Below are 16,841 nucleotides of genomic sequence, written 5' to 3'. Positions count from 1 at the left end.
TTAGTTTGTGGAGACTGGATTCTTCGAGGCCTATCGACTCCATCACGTTTTCGGCCCGTCCGGGTGCTGCTTCGAGGGTTGGATGTTGCCCGATCGTGCGGTCGAGCCTTGCGCGCGCCGGGTGGTTTGCGAGTCTCGCTCGACCGCCAGGATGTCGCGTGTTTCCGCCGAGGGAGTCGGAATGGAATCTCCGCGAGATCCGCTCGAACAGTCACCGAAACAACAGCTCGCTGATGAGGCACCGAAGGCTCGATGCACCGTCAGTTTCGACGGCCGGGTTGCGCTTTCCGTCTCCGAGGCGGCAGCGGCACTCGGTGTTTCGGAGCGACATCTCCGCTCGTTCCTGCCCGAAATCCCGCGGGTTCATTTGGGTTCGCGGGTCATCATCCCGCTGGATTCCCTGCGCGAATGGCTCCGGGAGAGAGCGGCGCAGGAGAAGGCGCAGGACCGGAAGCTGATGGACGAGCTGATCCGCGGACTGGGAGGCAGGCCGTGACGGGATCTGACGCTACGCTTCCCCATCGTCCGCAGCCGAAGTCCGCTTCTTCCGTTGCGAATTCCGAGGAGCCGTCGTGAGCGCGAAGGTCCGCCGTATCCAGAACGCCTGGTGGGTCGTGATCCATCACGACGGAAATCGCCGCAAGAAACGCATCGGGCCGACCCAGCAGGACCGGCGTCAGGCACAGAAGATCGCGGAGCTGGTGAACGCCCGGCTGGTCCTCGGGATGGGCGCGTTTCCGCAGGAGAAGCGCGAGGCGCTGGCGTTCGATGCCTACTCCCGGCGCTGGCTCCGGAGCGAGGTTCTGCTTCCGCAGTCGAGGGGGCTTGAGAGCGCGCTTTCCGACGCGACTGGTGAACTCCATGAGCGTCACCTTCGCAGGTATCTAGTGCCTCATTTTGCCGACCGAGATCTCAGCGAGATTGGGGTCGCCGAGGTTCAGGCATTCTACGACCGCTGCCTCGAGACGGGGTGCCCACCTAGCGAGCGCTCGGTAGAGATGGTGATCACGACGTTGCGCCGCATTCTGGCCTTCGCGGAGGCGCGAGGGGAGATTGGTCGGAACCCGGTCGAGGTGTGGAAGAGGAGTCGCGGGCGGCGCCGGAGGGGCGCCGGCACGCGCAAGCCCAACGTGCTCTCGTCACGCGAGTTGGAAGCGCTACTGGAGGCCGCAGAGACGAGGTTCCCCGACACGTTCCCGCTCATCTTGTTCCTGGCTGACACGGGAGCACGTCTCGGTGAGGCGCTGGCACTGCAATGGACGGATGTTGATCTCGCGGCAGGCCGTGCGCGGATCTGCAGGAGCTTCTCCAGCGGCAAGCGGCTCGAAGCCACGAAGACCGGAAGGGAGAGAAGCGTCGAGCTTTCTTCCCGCCTTCGCGACACGTTGGAGGCGGGCCGGCCGACGATCGTGGTGGGCGATGCGCTGTGTTTCCCAAACGAGCGTGGCGACCTGGTCGATCCCCACAACTTCCGCAATCGCGTCTTCAGGCCGCTTGTGGCGCTCGTGGCGGGGCACGCGCGGAGGTTCACTCCGCACGGGCTGCGGCACACCTTCGCGAGTCTTCACATGGCGCGCGGGACGCCGTTGCTCTGGATCCAGCAGCAGGGCGGGTGGGCCAGTGCGAAGGTGCTGCTCGATACCTACGGCCACTTCCTCGCCGCAGATTCGAGCGGGCATGCGGATGCGCTTTCATCCGGCCCCCGACGGCCGTATACGGCCCTGGGCTTCGGGGACGCGCCCGGACAGAGTCGTCATCGCCCGGTTCGCATCGCGAAAAGGCGAGCGCGAACAGCACGTTCACCCCGCTCCACCTCCTGGGCGCGCCCCGGCTCGAACGGGGGACCCCCTGCTTGTAAGGCAGGTGCTCTAGCCAACTGAGCTACGCGCCCGGGACGGTCAGGATAGGGAAGGGCTGTGGTTTCACGAGGGGAGGGTGGTGGAGGTCTTGGCGTGGGGGCGCGCCCAGCGGCCGGTGGCGAGCCAGGCGATCATCAACAGGGCGTTCACCAGGCCGTAGGCCAGGCTGGCGATCCACATTCCGGTGGCGCCGTACCCGGCGCTCTGGGTGAGGAAGAGCGCCAGGGGAATGGCCAGGCCTCCCGCAACGCTGATCGAGATGAGCATTGGCGTGCGCATGTCGCCGGCGGCCTGGAGGGCCCGGAAGGAGGCGAAGTAGAGGCCGTAGAAGGACAGCACGATCGAAGAATAGACGAGGAATTCAGCCGCAATTCTGGCGACTTCCGGGTCTTTCGTGAAGAAGCTCACGAGGGTATGGCGGAGCAGGAAGATGGCCAGGGCGATGGGCCACATGGCCGCCAGCTCGACGGCGAAGGAGATGCGGATGGCATGCCAGGCCCGGTCGAGGGAGCCCGCGCCGAGGTTCTGGCCGACCATCGTTGCGCAGGCGTTGGCGATCGGGAACGCGATCATGATGGGCACCATTTCGATGCGCAGGCCGATCGTGTACGCGGCTTGCACCTCGCCGCCCAGCCGGCCCGCCAGGAACATGAAGAAGACGACGAGCGTGCTGCGGGCGAGCATGTGCAGGGCCGGCTGCCAGGAGGATTGCAGCAGGATCGCGATCGTCCCGGGATCGGGCCGCAGGTGGTGTAGGCGTAGGTGCACGCGGGAGCGGCCGCGGAAGAGGGCGGAGAGCAGCACGAGGCTGCCGGCGATTCCCCCGAGCCCGGTTCCGAGGGCGATGCCGACGATTCCCAGGGCGGGTGCCCCCAGGTGGCCGAAACCGAAGCACCACTCGCCTAGCAAGGCGAGTGGTGTCTGTACGAAGCTGGCGATCATTGGCGTCGTCGTGTCGCCGGCGCCCCCGAGCACAGCAGCCCCGAGCTGGGCGAAGATCGCGGTGGCCAGAAAAGGAAAGGCGATTCGTACGTAGGCTGTGCCGAGCTCGATGACCTCGGGGTCGACGGCGATCAGGCTGACCAGGGCTCGCCCCGCGAACAATCCGAGGGATGTCACGATCAACCAGATCAGGATGCCAAGCAGGAGGGTCTGGCCCGCGAAGTGCTCCGCGCGATCGACTTTGCCTTCGCCTACCGAGCGTGCGACGAACATCTGGGTGGCGGTCATCAAACCCAGGATCAGGAGGAAGATGATCTGGCGCAGGGTCTGGTTGGTGGCGCCGGCCGCAGCCAATGCCTCCGGGCCCAGCTGGCCGAGGAAGTAGAGATCGACCATCTGGAAGAGACCCATCGCGCCGACAGACGTCACGATGGAGGGCAGGGCGAGCGTGAGGATCCCCTTCAGCAGGCTCCCCTGGGTGTGGTCGTGATCGCGCCAGCGACTCAGAGGAACTCGATCACGGCTCCTGCGACGGCTTCGCGCTGGGCCTTGCTGAGCTCGGGGAAGACGGGGAGCGCGACGGTTTCCCTGGCGGCTCGCTCGGCATTCGGAAGATCGCCAGGTTGGCCTCCGAGATCCTTGAAGCACGCCTGGAGATGCAGAGGGATGGGGTAGTAGATCTCGCTGCCGATCTCCCGGGCGGTGAGATGCTCTCGCAGCGCATCGCGGCGATCGGCGGGCACGCGCACGACGTATTGGTTGAAGATGTGGCGGGAAGGCTCGGCGTTGCGCGCGGGGAAGCGCAACGACAGGTCGGAATCTTCGTCGAGCGAAACCCGGGAATCGAGGGCGCCGGCCGCGCGGAAGAGGTCGTCGTAGTGGTTCGCGTTCTGGAGGCGTCGCTCGTGCCAGCCCTCGAGGTAGCGGAGCTTCACGCGCAGGATGGCCGCCTGCAGGGCATCGAGCCGCGAGTTCATCCCGACCATCTCGTGGTAGTACTTGGGCTCGCCGCCATGAAGGCGAAGCAGCCTGGCACGCTTGGCCAGCTCGTCGCTCTGGGTCGTGACCATTCCGCCGTCCCCGTAGGCGCCGAGGTTCTTGCTGGGGAAGAAGCTGAAGCAGACCTGCTCGGAAGCGGAGCCGACCCGCCGCCCATCCGCATCCCGGCTGCCGATGGCCTGGGCGGCGTCTTCGATGACAGCGATGCCCAGCTCGGCGGCCAGCTCGTGTGTACCCCGGAGGTCCGCAGCCTGCCCGTAGAGATCGACCGGCAGGATGGCCTTCAGATCGGTTCGGCCGGCCGCTACGCGACGGGCCGATTCCAGACACAGGTTGTAGGTGTCGGGCTCGATGTCGACGAAGACGGGCCGCGCGCCCAGCCGCGAGACCGAGCCTGCGGTCGCGAAGAAGGTGTAGGTGGGGCAGAGCACGGCGTCGCCCGGGCCGATGCCGCGGGCCCAGAGCGCGAGCAGCAAGGCGTCGGAGCCGGAGGAACAACCGATCGCATGACGCGCACCGGTGTAGGCCGCGATCTCCTGCTCCAATGCCGAGACCTCGTCGCCCATGACGAAGCGTTGTTCCTGGACAACCTGCCGGATGGCCTCATCGACCTCCGTGGCGATCTCCGCGTATTGGGCACGCAGGTCGAGAAGCGGGACAGCCATGAACGTCGGATCGCCCATGGCCGGCGTCTTGTCAAGCTGGGGGCTGGGGTAGGCTCCGCCCATGAAAGCTCTTCGCATCCTCTTCATCATCGGCGTCGTGCTCCTGGGTCTCGGCTGGCTGGGACGCAGTTGGCTCCTCGGCGCCGAAGCGATCCCCGAGACCTCGAGCTACGAACTCGATCTGGCCCAGGTCCGGCAGGTGGCGGCGGAACTACCCGGCCAGAAGCCGCTGCGCGTGAACGAAGAGCTGATCGCCGAGGCATCCATGCCGCGAGCCGCGGTCTTCGCCGGCGAGAGCTTCGATCCCCACCCGATGGTGCATCGTGCGTTCCAGGTGGTCTGGGAGGATCGCACCGTTGCGATCGACGCCGGGATGGGTGAGGCGATGGTGGAGGAGATGGCTGCGGCCAGTGGCGGCGAAGCCAGCTTCCATGCCGATGCCTACGACCGTATGCAAGCAGGTCTGGGACGAGCCGAATCGATCGTCTTCACCCACGAGCACCAGGACCACATCGATGGCGTTGCCAAAGGCGATGCCTCCGTGCTCGCAAGCCGGGTCCGCTTCAACGCGGCCCAGCTTGGCAATGTCGAGGCGCTCGATCTCGTCGGAATGCCCGATGCGGTCCGCACCCAGGGCCGGCCCCTCGCGGAGCGCCGCTATGCGCCGATCGCCCCCGGCGTGGTTGCGATCGAGGCTGCAGGGCACACTCCCGGCAATCAGATGATCTATGTGGGATTGCGCGATGGTCGGGAGCTGCTCTTCGTCGGCGATACGGCCTGGCATATGCGGCAGATCCGCGAGCTCATCTATCGGCCGCGTCTGGTCACGGATTTCATCCTGGGCGAGGACCGGGCCGCAACCATGGCGGAGATCCGCGTCTTGCACGAGCTCGACAAGAGCAGCGACGTGAGGCTCGTCGTCTCCCATGATGCGGACCAGCGCGAGCGGTTGCTGGCGGAAGGGTGGCTCGGTCCGCGATTCGAGTGAAGGGCCAGGCCGGTACCCGTTCGAGCCTGCTCTTCCGGGTGGCCTGCCGGTGGTCTGCAGGTGCACGCTCGGTACCCTCCGCGGCCAGCCCTGGAGGCTCGCGCCTTGGTCTTCTCCTCGATTCCGTTCCTGTTCTTCCTGTTTCCGCTCTTCCTCCTCCTGTATCTGGTGTTGCCGTGGAAGAACCTCTGCATTCTCGCATTCAGTCTGGTCTTCTACGCGTGGGGTGAGGGGATCTTCGTTCTGCTGTTGTTGGCGACCACCTTCGTCAACTTCGGGATCGGGAAGGCCATCGCTGGAGGAAGCGCACGCTGGGCTCTTCCGCTCGGCGTTGCCATCAATCTCGGGATCCTGGCGTACTTCAAATACGCTGCATTCCTGATCGATGAGGTCCTGGCCCTCGACGTCTTCGGTTCCGGTGGCCCGCATCTACCCCTGGGCATTTCGTTCTTCATCTTCCAGTCCATCACCTACCTCGTAGATCTGCAGCGGCGTGAGGCGAGGCCCGCAAGGAGCTTCTCGGATCTGGCGCTCTACATCGCGATGTTCCCGCAGTTGATCGCGGGGCCGATCGTGCGATACGCAACGGTGGCCGAGGCGATCGCAGATCGACAGATCGACGGAAAGGATGTGCGCCGGGGCGCCTCGTACTTCGTCGTCGGCCTCGCATGCAAGACCTTGATCGCCGACAACGCGGCAAAGGTCGCCGACGCGGCCTTTGCGGTGGACCTGTCGACCGTCGATGCCATGACGGCCTGGCTCGGCAGCCTGACCTACACGCTGCAGATCTACTTTGATTTCGCGGGCTACTCGTTGATGGCGATTGGCCTCGGGCGAATCATGGGGTTCCGATTTCCCCAGAACTTCGACCATCCCTACGTGTCGCGTTCGATCACGGAATTCTGGCGACGATGGCATATCTCCCTCTCGACCTGGTTCCGCGACTACCTCTACATACCGCTCGGTGGAAATCGGATGGGCCCGGCGCGGACCTACCTCCATCTCTTCATCGTGTTCCTGCTATGCGGGCTCTGGCACGGTGCAGCCTGGACCTTCGTGGCCTGGGGAATGTTCCATGGCCTCCTGCTGGTGGTCGAGCGCGTCGGCATGGGACGTGTTCTCGGGAGCGCCCCGAGGTGGCTCGCTCATGCCTACACCCTGACGTGCGTGGTGGTCGGTTGGGTGCTGTTCCGATCCGAGACGTTCGCCCAGGCCGGTATGTTCCTGCGGGCGATGGTCGGGCTCGGGCCCGAAAGCCAGCGTCATTTCAGCGAACTCGTGAGCCACGAAAGCCTTTCTTTCGCGTGCCTCGGCGTCTTGTTCAGCATGCCCGTAGGCCGCTGGCTTCGCGAGCGCTACGGCCCCTCGATGCCCGCCTCGGCGATCGGGCCGGCCCGGTTCGCCGCGATCTGTTGCCTGTTCGTGCTGTGTTCGATCTACATCCTGGCGGGGACCTACAGTCCCTTCATCTACTTCAGGTTCTGAGGTTTCCTGGAATGGGTTCATCCACGAATGGCCGAGGGCCGCGCGAAGTCCGACTCTCCAGAGCTGCACGGGCGGGGTTGATGGGGATGGTGGCCGTGCTCTCGATGCCCGTGATCACCGCACCCTTCAGCGACGGCGAGGAGCGAGCCCGCATGGAGAAGCGAGAGCTCGCGGCCTTTCCTGTCTGGCGCGGCCCGTTGGAAGCGCCGAACTATTTTGCTGCCGTTGGAGACTACCTGGATGACCACGTTGGCTTTGCGTTCGCTGCCAACCGGCTCCTGAGACAGGTCATGTTCTACGGCTTCGGCGATGATCCGGTAGACGACGTCCGGGCGGGGACCCAGGGTTTCGTGTATCTCAACGACGGGATCGAAGCGCTGTGCGCCCCGGAGACGGAAGACGCTCGTAGCGATGAACTGGCCGGGAAGATCGATCGGGTATTCGGCTGGCTGGAGGCGCGAGGCTATCGGGTGAGCCTCGGGGTGGCGGTCACGAAACCCGGCCTCTACCCGGAGCATCTACCCCAGAAGGTGTCGGCGGGAACCCGAGCCGCTTGTGAGGCCTACGCGGCGAGCCCGATCAGGCCGCGCCTCGAGGCTGGGATCGAGCCGTCCAGCGGCCGGGTCTTCCACTATCCGTTCGCCGAATTCATGCAGCGTCGGAACGAACGGGCCTTCTTCCCCAAGGAGAATTTCCACTGGAATGGGATGAGCACGCATGTCTTTGCCAGGGGACTGCTCGAGAAGATGGGCGTTCCCGTGAGCGCGGAGTTCGGCGCCGGCGCCCAGCGGATCGAGGCCCGGGCGGATCTGGTCATGATGGGATTCTTTCGTCGCATCGAAGTCTGGGATTTTCCCTATGCCGCCCAGGGGCTCGACTACCATCCTCGCAATCCCGAGGTGGTGCGGGAATACTACGAGCGGGCACGCGGCTTTTCGACCTGGAACTCGACCGATCCGCTGAGCGACCGGAGTGCGCTTCTGCTCACCGATTCGTTCGGCAAGCCTCTCGCCCGACACCTGGCACCGGGGTTCAAGAAACTCGTGCACGTGAACCTCAACCACCTCCAGCCCCGGGAATGGAAAGGATTCTTCACTTCCTTCCTCGACCAACTGGAGTTCAGCGACGTGATCTTCCTGAGCCACGATAGTGGCCTCGCGACGACACGGATGTTCGACGGCATCGCATCGATCGAAGTGGAGGATCAGGGGGCGGCTTCGAACACGCCCCAGGGTGGTCTGTGATCCAGGGGCGGGTCGGGCTTTCCAGCACCGTTCAGGCTAGGCCTCGAGCAGCGCAGCATGTGGCGTGTTCTCGAGTGCCGAGGCCACCTCATCGTAATTGGCGAGTGCTTCGCGCAGCGTGTTCGGGGTGAGTTTGCGCAGGGCGAGTTCGACGGGCCGGGGTTCGACGCCGAGGAAACCGAAGCAGCGATCGAAGAGGGCCTGGGGTTCGTCGAGAAGTTCTTCGTAGGTGATTTCGAGGTGGTGCAGCGCTGCGATCCGCGCCCGGTGGGCTTCTACCCGCGAGGTGATCCGGTCGAGGCTCGAGCCGAGGGAGGCCACGTCGAGGCTGACGGGCTGCGGCTCGTGCTGTTCCCCGGGTGTCAGGTGTCGCATTCCTGTCGCTTCGGCGGCCGCCTTCGAAATCAGGATCTTGAGGGCGTTGCGCCGCACGAGGTGGAGCACCCGGGCCTCGTGCGTCTCGATCCAGCGCCAGATCTCCGGCTGGAGCTGGCTGTACATCAGCTTGAAGCCGATCGCCGTGGTCTCGGGCCGATCGGCGTAGAACTGGTCCAGGTAGCGCCGCACGCTCCAGGCGGGTGAGAGCCGGGCGAGGAGCCGCTGGCCGGGGCGGCCGAGGGCAGCGGCATACGATTCCGGATGCTCCATCCGCTTCATGAACATCTCGCCGCGGGCATACACGGAGGAATGGGTGTCGAGCGTGCGCCAGACGACGCTGGAACCGGTGCGTTGGGTGGCGAGCAGGACGAAGGGGTGGCTCATGAGCGTGCTCTTCTACTCAAGCTCCGCGTACGAGGGCGCGTACGTGCTCACATACGTATGTGACCTGCTCACGGGTCAGGTTCAGCGCGCTTGGCAGGTTGATCCCATACGGCGCCACGGAATACGCGACCTGGTTTCGCTCGGCTGCGGCCTTGGCCTGCGGGGTGCCCTGATACGCGGGAATCGAACTCAGCGGATGGAAGAACGGACGCGAGTCGATGCCGCGCTCGCGCAAGAGCTCGATGGCCTTGCGCTTGTCGAGGCCGAGTTCGGGGCGCCATACCGCAGTGATCATCCAGTAGCTGCTCTCCACACCCGGAAGGTCTGCGTTGAGGGTGAGTCCGGTCTCGGCACCCAACTCTTCGCGATACCACGAGAAGATCATTCGCTTGCGTTCGATGATCTCGCCGATGCGTTCGAGTTGAGCGTTTCCAAGCGCCGCCTGCAGGCTCGACATCTTGTACTTGTAGGCGACTTCCTGGTTGTAGAAGAACCGGTCTCCCGGGTCTCGTCCGTGATCGCATAACACTCTGCAGCGGGCGTGGATTTCGCTGGAGTCCGTGACCAGCATTCCGCCCTCACCGGTCGTGAGCGTCTTCGAGCCATGAAAGCTGAACGTGCTCACGGAGCCGAAGGATCCAGCCATTCGCCCTCCGTAGGTAGCGCCGACGGATTCGGCTGCATCTTCGATGACGGCGATGCCGTGGCGCTCGGCGACCGCCAGCACCGCATCCCAGTCGGGCATGTTTCCGTAGAGGTCCACGACGATCACGGCTTTCGTTCTGGGCGTGACACACGCCTCAAGCGACGTGGCGGAAAGGCACCATGAGTCTCGTTCAATGTCCGCGAAGACGGGCGTGGCTCCCACATATTGGATCGGAGCGGACGATGCGATCCAATTCACGTCTGCAAGCACGACTTCGTCGCCAGGAGCGATCCCGTGAGCAAGCAGCGCGAGATGAAGCGCCGAGGTGCAAGACGGCAGGCTCAAGGCGTAGCGGCGATCCACGTAGCTCGCGAATGCGCTCTCGAAGCGTTGGTTGTAGGTGTTCGCTTCGCCGTACCACGCGTTCGTGGCTGCGTCGGTGACGGCCTCGATTTCTCTCTGCGTGATCCAGGGCCCGGCGACGGGAATCAGATCCAACTCAGGCCTCCGAGCCGCGAAATGGAACAAGCGGGCGCCGCGCTTTCGCACACGTAGTCTACCGGGATGCAGGAGGGTGCAGATTTCGGGTTGCCGACTCCACGGAAACCCGGCACTGCGGCGCCTCAGTCTACAGACTCGGCCAGTTCCCTCCAGCGGTCGGGGGTAGCGGAACTGCGCAGTCCCGGGGTGGCCTCGTCCGTGCAGGCATCGTCGTGTCAGGCGAGTGCGAGGGAAAGTGAAGCGTTGGCAGGGCGGATTGATAGGCTCCAGCACCTCCTACTGGAGGCCGAACGCCATGACCGATCCCGATGCCGAATCCACGACTGGCGCGTCGGACTCCACGGAGTCCGAGCCGGCTCGCGTGGCTGCCGAGACGCGCATCACGGTCCAGGATTTCGAGGGGCAATCCCTGGGATGGCTCCGCCCTGTGACCGGCGAGGATCTAGAGGCCTCTGACCTGCTCGATACCCTCTGCGCCTGGCGAAATGCCTACCGCGAATTCTTCGTGGATCAGTCGGTTTCCTCGGTCGCCAGCACCCGGGGTTGGCTGGAGACCGTTTTGGCAAGGCCAGATCGGGTCATGTTCCTCGTCTACGACGCCTCGGAGCAACTGGTCGGGCAGTACGGCCTGTGCGAAATCACGGCCGAGTCCGCCGAACTCGATAACGGAATCCTGGGGATCACCGGCGGCCCACCGAGCTTCTTCTTCCACGTCGAGCGTGCGGTACTGGGGTTCTGCTTCGGTGAGCTTGGTCTAGCGGTTGCGCGGGCCCGGGTCCTGGCCGAGAACGTGGGAGCCCGCTGGCTCCATCGCCGGATCGGCATGCGAGAAATCGAGCGCTACGCGGTGCCTTCTGGTCCCGCTGGGAGTCCAGAGGCCCGTGAGGTGATCGTACTGGAGATATCGCCCAGCGACAGAAATGTGTAGAGTTCCTGCCGATTCTCAACCCGACCGATGAGGGAGGTAGGGCCGTGGGCGAGAACGAGCGCTTCCGTGACGAGGTCCGTCGCAACATCGCGGCCCTCGGGGAGCACCCTGAGCTTCGGGAGGAGATCCTGGAGTGGGCAATCAAGGCCGCGCCCTTCGGATACGTCTACAACTTCACATGGATGGGCCGGCCCATCATCCAATACCCGCAGGACGTCATGGCGATGCAAGAGATCGCCTGGAAGGTCCAGCCCGACTTGATCATCGAGACCGGGGTTGCCCGGGGCGGTTCGATTCTCTTCTACGCCTCCCTCCTGGAGCTCATGGGTGGGGACGGGCGAGTCCTGGGAATCGACATCGACATCCGTGGCCACAACCGTGCCGAGATGGAGCAGAACCGTTTCTTCCACCGGGTCGACTTGGTCGAAGGCTCGTCGGTTTCGGCTGAGGTCCTGGCGCAGGTGAGGGAGCTGGCCGTCGGCAAGGAGCGGATCCTCGTCTGCCTGGATTCCAACCACACCCACGAGCATGTCATGAAGGAGCTCGAACTCTACGCGCCATTCGTTACCCCGGGGAGCTACATGGTGGTCTGCGATACCGTGGTCGAGGACATGCCGGCGCACCTCAGCGAGGGGAAGCCCTGGGGGCCCGGCGACAGCCCGAAGACAGCCGTCCACGAATTCCTGGCGACGACGGATCGGTTCGAGATCGATGCCGCCATCGTCGACAAGATCCAGCTCACGGTGGCTCCCGACGGCTACCTACGGTGCATCAAATAGGGCGTCGTCGCGACGCTGTGGAACTACGGGAGAGCGATATGGACGAGATACTGGAGGGGGTCCGCAAGGCCTTTGCCGACGCCTTCGAGACCCCGCCCGAGAAGGTCACCCTCGAGGCCGAGCCGGATGATATCGAGGGCTGGGATTCCCTCGGTCATGTCGAACTCGTCGGCAAGCTCGAAGAAGTCTTCGGCGTCAGCTTCGAGGTCGACGACATCATGGAGATGGAGACCGTCGCGGCCATCCAGCGGATCGTTGGGACCTACAAGAAGTGAGCGCTGCTGGCCCTGCCGGGAATTTCGCGGGAACCCTCATCGAGGGCCTCGGTACCGGCGTTGTCCTGGTCGACGCCCGACGTAACCAGAGCCTCACCGGTTCCGAGCTCGGCGCCGCGGTACAGGCACGGGCCGCGCGGATGCAGGCCGCTGGCGTGGCCCCTGGCGACCGGGTCCTGCTGCTGGCGGACCTGGACGTCGATACCGCGGTCACCTACATGGCGACGATCTATCGCGGCGCCGTGGTGGTTCCCGTCGAGCGGGTCGAGCTCAAGCGCCGGCGGGAAGCGCTGGTCGCCAAGGCCCGTCCCGCGGCGTATTGGTGCTCGCGGGAGAAGGATCTGGACCTCGGCCCCGAAGGTTGCCCCGCGACGGCCGCGGCCCTGGAGCCTCACGGCGAGGTCTGCGTCGCCCCTGGGCCCGCGACGGCCCCCGCTGCTTTGATGATGACCTCCGGCTCCACCGGCGAACCAGAGTTCGTGGTGGTGAGTCATGACAACCTGCTCGCCAACACCCGGGGCATCGTGGCGACCCAGGGCCTGGTCCCAGAAGACCGAGCCATGCTCGTTCTTCCGTTGAGCTACTGCTTCGGGGCCAGCGTCTTCCACTCCCACCTGATGGCCGGAGGCGCGGTCGTCCTGGACGATCGGTTCATGTTCCCCGACAAGGTCCTCGACGCGATCGGCACGCATGGCTGCACCTCCTTCGCCGGCGTCCCGACCGCGTATCGCTTCCTGGAAGATCGGTCTGGCCTCTTCTCCCGGTCGCTTCCGTCCATGCGCCGGTTCCTGCAGGCCGGGGGGCCTCTGGGCTTCGACGTGGTCGAGCGATACCGCGTGGCCTTTCCACAGGCCGCGTTCTACGTGATGTACGGCCAGACGGAGGCCACTGCTCGGATTACCTCGCTGCGGATCGAAGATGACGAATACCCGGCGGGCTACGTCGGGGAGCTTCTCCCGGGTCTCGAGGCGCGGGTGGTTGGCGAGGACGGCGCCGATGTCGGCCCGGGTGAGCTCGGAGAGCTCTGCGTACGAGGCGGATCGATCACTTCAGGTTATTGGGAGAATCCCGCCAAGACCGCAGAGCGTTTCTCCGGGGGTTGGCTGCACACCGGTGACCTCGTGGTGCAAGACTCTGGCGGCGGCATCGCGATCCGCGGGCGCAAGGGCGGCTTCCTGAAGTTTCGGGGGCGCCGGGTTGGCCTCGTCCAACTCGAGGACTTCGCCCGACAGGACCCAGGTATCCGCGACTGTGCCGTCGCTGGCGTTGCCGACCCGGAGACGGGGGAGGCCGCCGGCTTCTTGATCGTCCCCGAAGGCGACGAGGATGTTCTAGAGCTCGAACAGCGACTCCGCGGTGCGTTTCCGGCCGAGTGGCGGCTGGCGGGAATCCATGTGGTTCCGGAGATCCCCCGAACGGGCAGTGGGAAACCGGCCCGGAATGAGGTCCGGAAGGCTGTGGAGGCGGCCCTGTGCCCGAGCTGAGCGAGCGAATCAAGGAACTTCTGGCCCGGCCTGTCTATGGATCCGAGCCCGCGGAGAAGGCCGCCCACCTCTTCCCGGTCCTCCGAGACCTGATCCGTGAGGGCGCAGCTTCCCACCCGGGCCTGGCGAACTACTATGCGCACGAGCCGCGGAAGCCCGAACAGGCCGCGACCATCGCCGACCTTCCCTTCCTCCCGGTGGCAGCATTCAAACAGGACCCACCGCTCGCCTTCGTCGAACCTGAGCGGTTCGTCCGGGTCCTGCAATCGAGTGCGACCACGGGCCAGGTGCCCAGTAGCATCGCCCTCGATCGCGAGACCTCCAAGCGGATGAGCAAGGGGGTGGCGGCGATCACCGCCGACTTCATCGGCAAGGAGCGCCGCCCCTACCTGGTAGCCGACGTCGCCGGAGCGAACGCCGCCCGGCTGGGGGCTCGGGGCGCCGCCATTCAGGGTCTCATGCCCTTCGCCTCGGAATCCACCTACTGCATGACCTCTGACGATGCCGGGGGGCTCTCGCTGGATCTCGACACCATCCAGGCTTTCGCCGACGCCCACCGAGGTAGGCCGGTACTGGTCTACGGCTTCACATACATCCTCTGGTTGCACCTCGTGGAACCCCTGCGGAAGGCAGGAGTCCGGTTGGACCTCCCGGACGTTCACGTCTTGCACAGCGGAGGCTGGAAGAAGTTGCAAGAGCGTTCTGTGGACAAGGCGACCCTGACCTCGGGTGTGGCCGAGGTCTTCGGGTGCACCCCGGACCGGGTGATCGATTTCTACGGCATGGTCGAGAACGTCGGGGTCATCTACCCGGACTGCCGCGCGGGCCACAAGCACGCCCCGGCGTTCGCCGAGGTCTTGATCCGAGATCCGTTGACCCTCGAGCCTTCCGCGCCGGGGGAGGACGGGCTGCTCCAGGTCTGTAGCGCGTTACCGACGAGCTTCCCCGGTCATGCGTTGCTCACGGAGGATTTGGGCCGCGTCGTAGAGCCCGATGGCTGCGAATGCGGTCGGCGGGGCCCGGCCTTCCGCTTCATTGGACGGGCGCCGGAATCCGAAGTCCGCGGCTGTGGCAATGTCTATGCCTCCCGGCGGGCGATCACCTCGTGAAGCGAATCCACGCCATCGAAGAGCCCGCCGCCTTCGAGGCGCTCCGGGCGGCCCAAACCCACGCCGCGTTGGATGTCCCTGAATTTCAGGGCACCCTCGATTTCCTCGCTGCCTGGTCTGCCGCCATGGCCGAGGCCGACCTGGGAGACGTCCTGGGTTTGCCATTCCTCCGCCTCTGGCTGCGGGAGCAGACCTTGCTCGGCGTCATTCGGCGAGAGTTTGGCGAGAACGGCCCTGCGGTATTCCGCGGTGAGCTCGACAAGCACGGCCGGTTCGTGCGGCCCGTCGGCACGGTCTTCCACTGGACCGCCGGGAACGTCGGGGTCCAGCCTTTCCTCTCACTGACGGCGGGGATGCTCGCGGGCAATCACGGGCTCGTCCGAGTTCCCGACAAACTCGTCGCCGATACCGAGCGCCTGCTCGAGTGCGCCGCCGCGTGTCCGGGGGGCGAGGACTTCCTGGCGCGCAATCTCTTTCTCACTTTCCCTCATGAAGACCAGGCCGTCGCCGCGGCGGTGGCGGAGGCCTCGGACGCCGCAATGATATGGGGCGGTGAAGAAGCGGTGCTGACGGTGCGGGCTCTACCCTTTCCCCACTGGGCTCACCTGCAGGTGTTCGGGCCCCGGGTCTCCGTCGCCATGATGGATGCCGCGACCTGGGCCGGAGCGGGCGCCGCGGTCTGGGCTCGCCGGCTGGTCCGGGATCTCTGGCAGTTCGACCAGGAGGCCTGCTCCTCACCAATCACCCTCTACCTGCAGGCGGACGCCGCTGCGAACGACGAGGCACTCCGCAGGTTCGTCGGGCTCCTGCGGGACACCTGTGCGGAGGAGAACCGCCTGCATCCCCGGGACTCGATCGCCCCGGCCCAAACCGGGCGCATCCTCGCCGGTCGGGCGGCCTGGCTCACGGCGGAAGGAGGGCACTGGGCGGAGTACCCGAAAACCCCGGACTGGACACTGCTGGTGGGAGAGGGCGCCGAACTCGCGGAGCCCATCCGCGGCCGCACCCTTCGGATTCAGGTCGTCAAGGATCTGGTGGCCGTCCTGGCCGGCCTGGACGGTGGCGTTCAGACCCTGGGAACCGGCTTCGGAGCCCCTGCCCTCGAGGCCCGGGTGGCCCGCGTGGCGGCCACGCGAGGCATCGACCGCGTGGTCAAACTCGGGCGGATGCACAACTTCGGAACTCCCTGGGATGGACGAGACCTGGTGCGGCCCATGTGCCGGTTGGTCCAGTTCACACCCAGCGCGGAGACCATCGAGGAGGACAGATGAAAGAGGGAACGCGCTTCCTCGAGGCCCTGCAGGAGAACGCCAAGATGTTCGCACCGGCGGTGATGCAGAACGTCGCGATCCACGAAGAGGATTGTGCCTGGTTGCTGGACCCGCTGGCCCGATGGACGCAGGATGCCTACGGCGACGAGGCCTTCGAGCTGGCCGCCAAGGGCTACGCCCGGTACTGCATCGACGTCACCACGCGGCAGCGGAAGTACGAGAAGTCCGGGGTATTCACAGAGGCCGAACTCGCGGAGGTGACCGAGGAAGTCTACCAGGACCCCGAGTACATGATCCCCTACATGTGGGCGGCGGTCCTGATCTATCCCTACTGGCCGTCGATGGTCCGCCACTTGAGCTTCTTTCGAGACCGATTCCTGGGGAGTCTGGGCGAGGATCCTCGCGTGCTCGAGCTGGCTTGCGGACACGGCGTGATGGGCCTCCTGGCCGCCGAGGAACGAGACGATGCCCACGTTACGGGCTTCGACATCAGCCCGGCGGCGATCGGGATCGCCGAGAGATTGCGCGGGGTCAGCAAGCACGGCGACCGAGTCGAACTCGCGGTCAAGGACGTGCTGGATCTCAACCAGGCCGGCGAGCCTGGCACCTACAAAGGCGTGATCGCGGCCATGGTCGCCGAGCACCTGCAGGAACCGAAGAGTTTGCTCGAGACCGTCAAGCATCACCTCGCCGAAGACGGCGTCGCCTTTTTCAGCACCGCCCTCGAGTCAGCGCAGAAGGACCATATCTACGAATTCAACACCGAGAGCCAGGTCCTCCGGTTTGCGGAAGACTGTGGCCTTCGGGCTGCCGAGATGATCTCGGACGGGGACCGGCGACCCGGCGAGCGATTCCGCCCGCGGGCCATGGCCGTACTCCTCGAGCACAACTGAGCCCGGCGAGG

At 65.4% G+C, this 16,841-nt stretch carries 15 protein-coding genes, 1 tRNA gene and 1 pseudogene; 12 read left to right on the top strand and 5 right to left on the bottom strand.

The window, feature by feature from the left end:
• The first annotated feature begins 181 nt into the window (after positions 1–181).
• Both GY937_01695 and GY937_01690 read left to right on the top strand, forming a co-directional pair.
• Positions 182–496, top strand: a complete 315-nt coding sequence (locus GY937_01695; protein ID MCP5055416.1) for a helix-turn-helix domain-containing protein — start codon at positions 182–184, stop codon at positions 494–496.
• A gap of 229 nt (positions 497–725) precedes the next feature.
• Positions 726–1,652: pseudogene (locus tag GY937_01690) on the top strand (site-specific integrase).
• A 165-nt stretch (positions 1,653–1,817) separates the two neighbouring features.
• On the opposite strand, the gene GY937_01685 reads toward GY937_01690, so the two are convergent.
• The 3 genes from GY937_01685 to GY937_01675 all read right to left on the bottom strand — a co-directional run bounded on the left by GY937_01685 (position 1,818) and on the right by GY937_01675 (position 4,465).
• Positions 1,818–1,891: transfer RNA gene (locus tag GY937_01685), tRNA-Val, on the bottom strand.
• 31 nt (positions 1,892–1,922) lie between these two features.
• Entirely contained in the window at positions 1,923–3,230 is a 1,308-nt protein-coding gene (locus GY937_01680; protein ID MCP5055415.1) for an MATE family efflux transporter, read from the bottom strand.
• Between the two features lie 74 nt (positions 3,231–3,304).
• A complete protein-coding gene (locus GY937_01675) occupies positions 3,305–4,465 on the bottom strand; it encodes a DegT/DnrJ/EryC1/StrS family aminotransferase (protein ID MCP5055414.1) in 1,161 nt (386 codons plus the stop codon).
• 61 nt (positions 4,466–4,526) lie between these two features.
• Here GY937_01675 and GY937_01670 point away from each other — a divergent pair, with 61 nt between their 5' ends.
• From GY937_01670 to GY937_01660, 3 genes are all read left to right on the top strand, one after another.
• Complete coding sequence (locus GY937_01670) at positions 4,527–5,453, top strand: hypothetical protein (protein ID MCP5055413.1); 927 nt, start codon at positions 4,527–4,529, stop codon at positions 5,451–5,453.
• A 105-nt stretch (positions 5,454–5,558) separates the two neighbouring features.
• Positions 5,559–6,938: an MBOAT family protein gene (locus tag GY937_01665; protein MCP5055412.1), complete on the top strand. Its 1,380-nt coding sequence runs from the start codon at positions 5,559–5,561 to the stop codon at positions 6,936–6,938.
• An 11-nt stretch (positions 6,939–6,949) separates the two neighbouring features.
• Positions 6,950–8,182, top strand: a complete 1,233-nt coding sequence (locus GY937_01660) for a hypothetical protein (GenBank protein ID MCP5055411.1) — start codon at positions 6,950–6,952, stop codon at positions 8,180–8,182.
• A gap of 36 nt (positions 8,183–8,218) precedes the next feature.
• Here GY937_01660 and GY937_01655 read toward each other — a convergent pair whose 3' ends face one another.
• A complete protein-coding gene (locus GY937_01655) occupies positions 8,219–8,944 on the bottom strand; it encodes a hypothetical protein (GenBank protein MCP5055410.1) in 726 nt (241 codons plus the stop codon).
• Positions 8,945–8,960: 16 nt separating this feature from the next.
• Positions 8,961–10,088: a DegT/DnrJ/EryC1/StrS family aminotransferase gene (locus GY937_01650; GenBank protein ID MCP5055409.1), complete on the bottom strand. Its 1,128-nt coding sequence runs from the start codon at positions 10,086–10,088 to the stop codon at positions 8,961–8,963.
• Between the two features lie 298 nt (positions 10,089–10,386).
• Here GY937_01650 and GY937_01645 point away from each other — a divergent pair, with 298 nt between their 5' ends.
• The 7 genes from GY937_01645 to GY937_01615 are packed head-to-tail and all read left to right on the top strand — an operon-like array spanning position 10,387 to position 16,830.
• Positions 10,387–11,019, top strand: a complete 633-nt coding sequence (locus GY937_01645; protein MCP5055408.1) for a GNAT family N-acetyltransferase — start codon at positions 10,387–10,389, stop codon at positions 11,017–11,019.
• Between the two features lie 44 nt (positions 11,020–11,063).
• A complete protein-coding gene (locus GY937_01640) occupies positions 11,064–11,798 on the top strand; it encodes a cephalosporin hydroxylase (GenBank protein MCP5055407.1) in 735 nt (244 codons plus the stop codon).
• Between the two features lie 38 nt (positions 11,799–11,836).
• Positions 11,837–12,073, top strand: coding sequence for an acyl carrier protein (locus GY937_01635; protein ID MCP5055406.1), 237 nt, complete (start codon positions 11,837–11,839; stop codon positions 12,071–12,073).
• On the top strand, positions 12,070–13,557 hold the full coding sequence (locus GY937_01630) for an acyl--CoA ligase (protein MCP5055405.1): 1,488 nt from the start codon (positions 12,070–12,072) through the stop codon (positions 13,555–13,557). The genes GY937_01635 and GY937_01630 overlap by 4 nt, the downstream gene beginning before the upstream one ends.
• A complete protein-coding gene (locus GY937_01625) occupies positions 13,545–14,666 on the top strand; it encodes an acyl-protein synthetase (GenBank protein ID MCP5055404.1) in 1,122 nt (373 codons plus the stop codon). Before GY937_01630 ends, GY937_01625 begins: the two co-directional genes overlap by 13 nt.
• Positions 14,663–15,937, top strand: coding sequence for a hypothetical protein (locus GY937_01620; protein MCP5055403.1), 1,275 nt, complete (start codon positions 14,663–14,665; stop codon positions 15,935–15,937). Before GY937_01625 ends, GY937_01620 begins: the two co-directional genes overlap by 4 nt.
• Positions 15,934–16,830: a class I SAM-dependent methyltransferase gene (locus tag GY937_01615; protein MCP5055402.1), complete on the top strand. Its 897-nt coding sequence runs from the start codon at positions 15,934–15,936 to the stop codon at positions 16,828–16,830. The genes GY937_01620 and GY937_01615 overlap by 4 nt, the downstream gene beginning before the upstream one ends.
• Positions 16,831–16,841: the final 11 nt, after the last annotated feature.

The sequence above is a fragment of the bacterium genome, from assembly GCA_024228115.1.
GTDB lineage: Bacteria > Myxococcota_A > UBA9160 > UBA9160 > UBA6930.
Note: the sequence above shows the minus strand (reverse complement) of the source record. Positions and strands in the feature narration are given on the sequence as shown.

What these genes read in the sequence shown, in the direction of transcription:
- GY937_01695 (MCP5055416.1), top strand. Translation starts at nt 182, where the DNA reads ATGGAATCTCCGCGAGATCCGCTCGAACAGTCACCGAAACAACAGCTC.
- GY937_01675 (MCP5055414.1), bottom strand. Translation starts at nt 4,465, where the DNA reads ATGGCTGTCCCGCTTCTCGACCTGCGTGCCCAATACGCGGAGATCGCC.
- GY937_01670 (MCP5055413.1), top strand. Translation starts at nt 4,527, where the DNA reads ATGAAAGCTCTTCGCATCCTCTTCATCATCGGCGTCGTGCTCCTGGGT.
- GY937_01660 (MCP5055411.1), top strand. Translation starts at nt 6,950, where the DNA reads ATGGGTTCATCCACGAATGGCCGAGGGCCGCGCGAAGTCCGACTCTCC.
- GY937_01655 (MCP5055410.1), bottom strand. Translation starts at nt 8,944, where the DNA reads ATGAGCCACCCCTTCGTCCTGCTCGCCACCCAACGCACCGGTTCCAGC.
- GY937_01645 (MCP5055408.1), top strand. Translation starts at nt 10,387, where the DNA reads ATGACCGATCCCGATGCCGAATCCACGACTGGCGCGTCGGACTCCACG.
- GY937_01635 (MCP5055406.1), top strand. Translation starts at nt 11,837, where the DNA reads ATGGACGAGATACTGGAGGGGGTCCGCAAGGCCTTTGCCGACGCCTTC.
- GY937_01615 (MCP5055402.1), top strand. Translation starts at nt 15,934, where the DNA reads ATGAAAGAGGGAACGCGCTTCCTCGAGGCCCTGCAGGAGAACGCCAAG.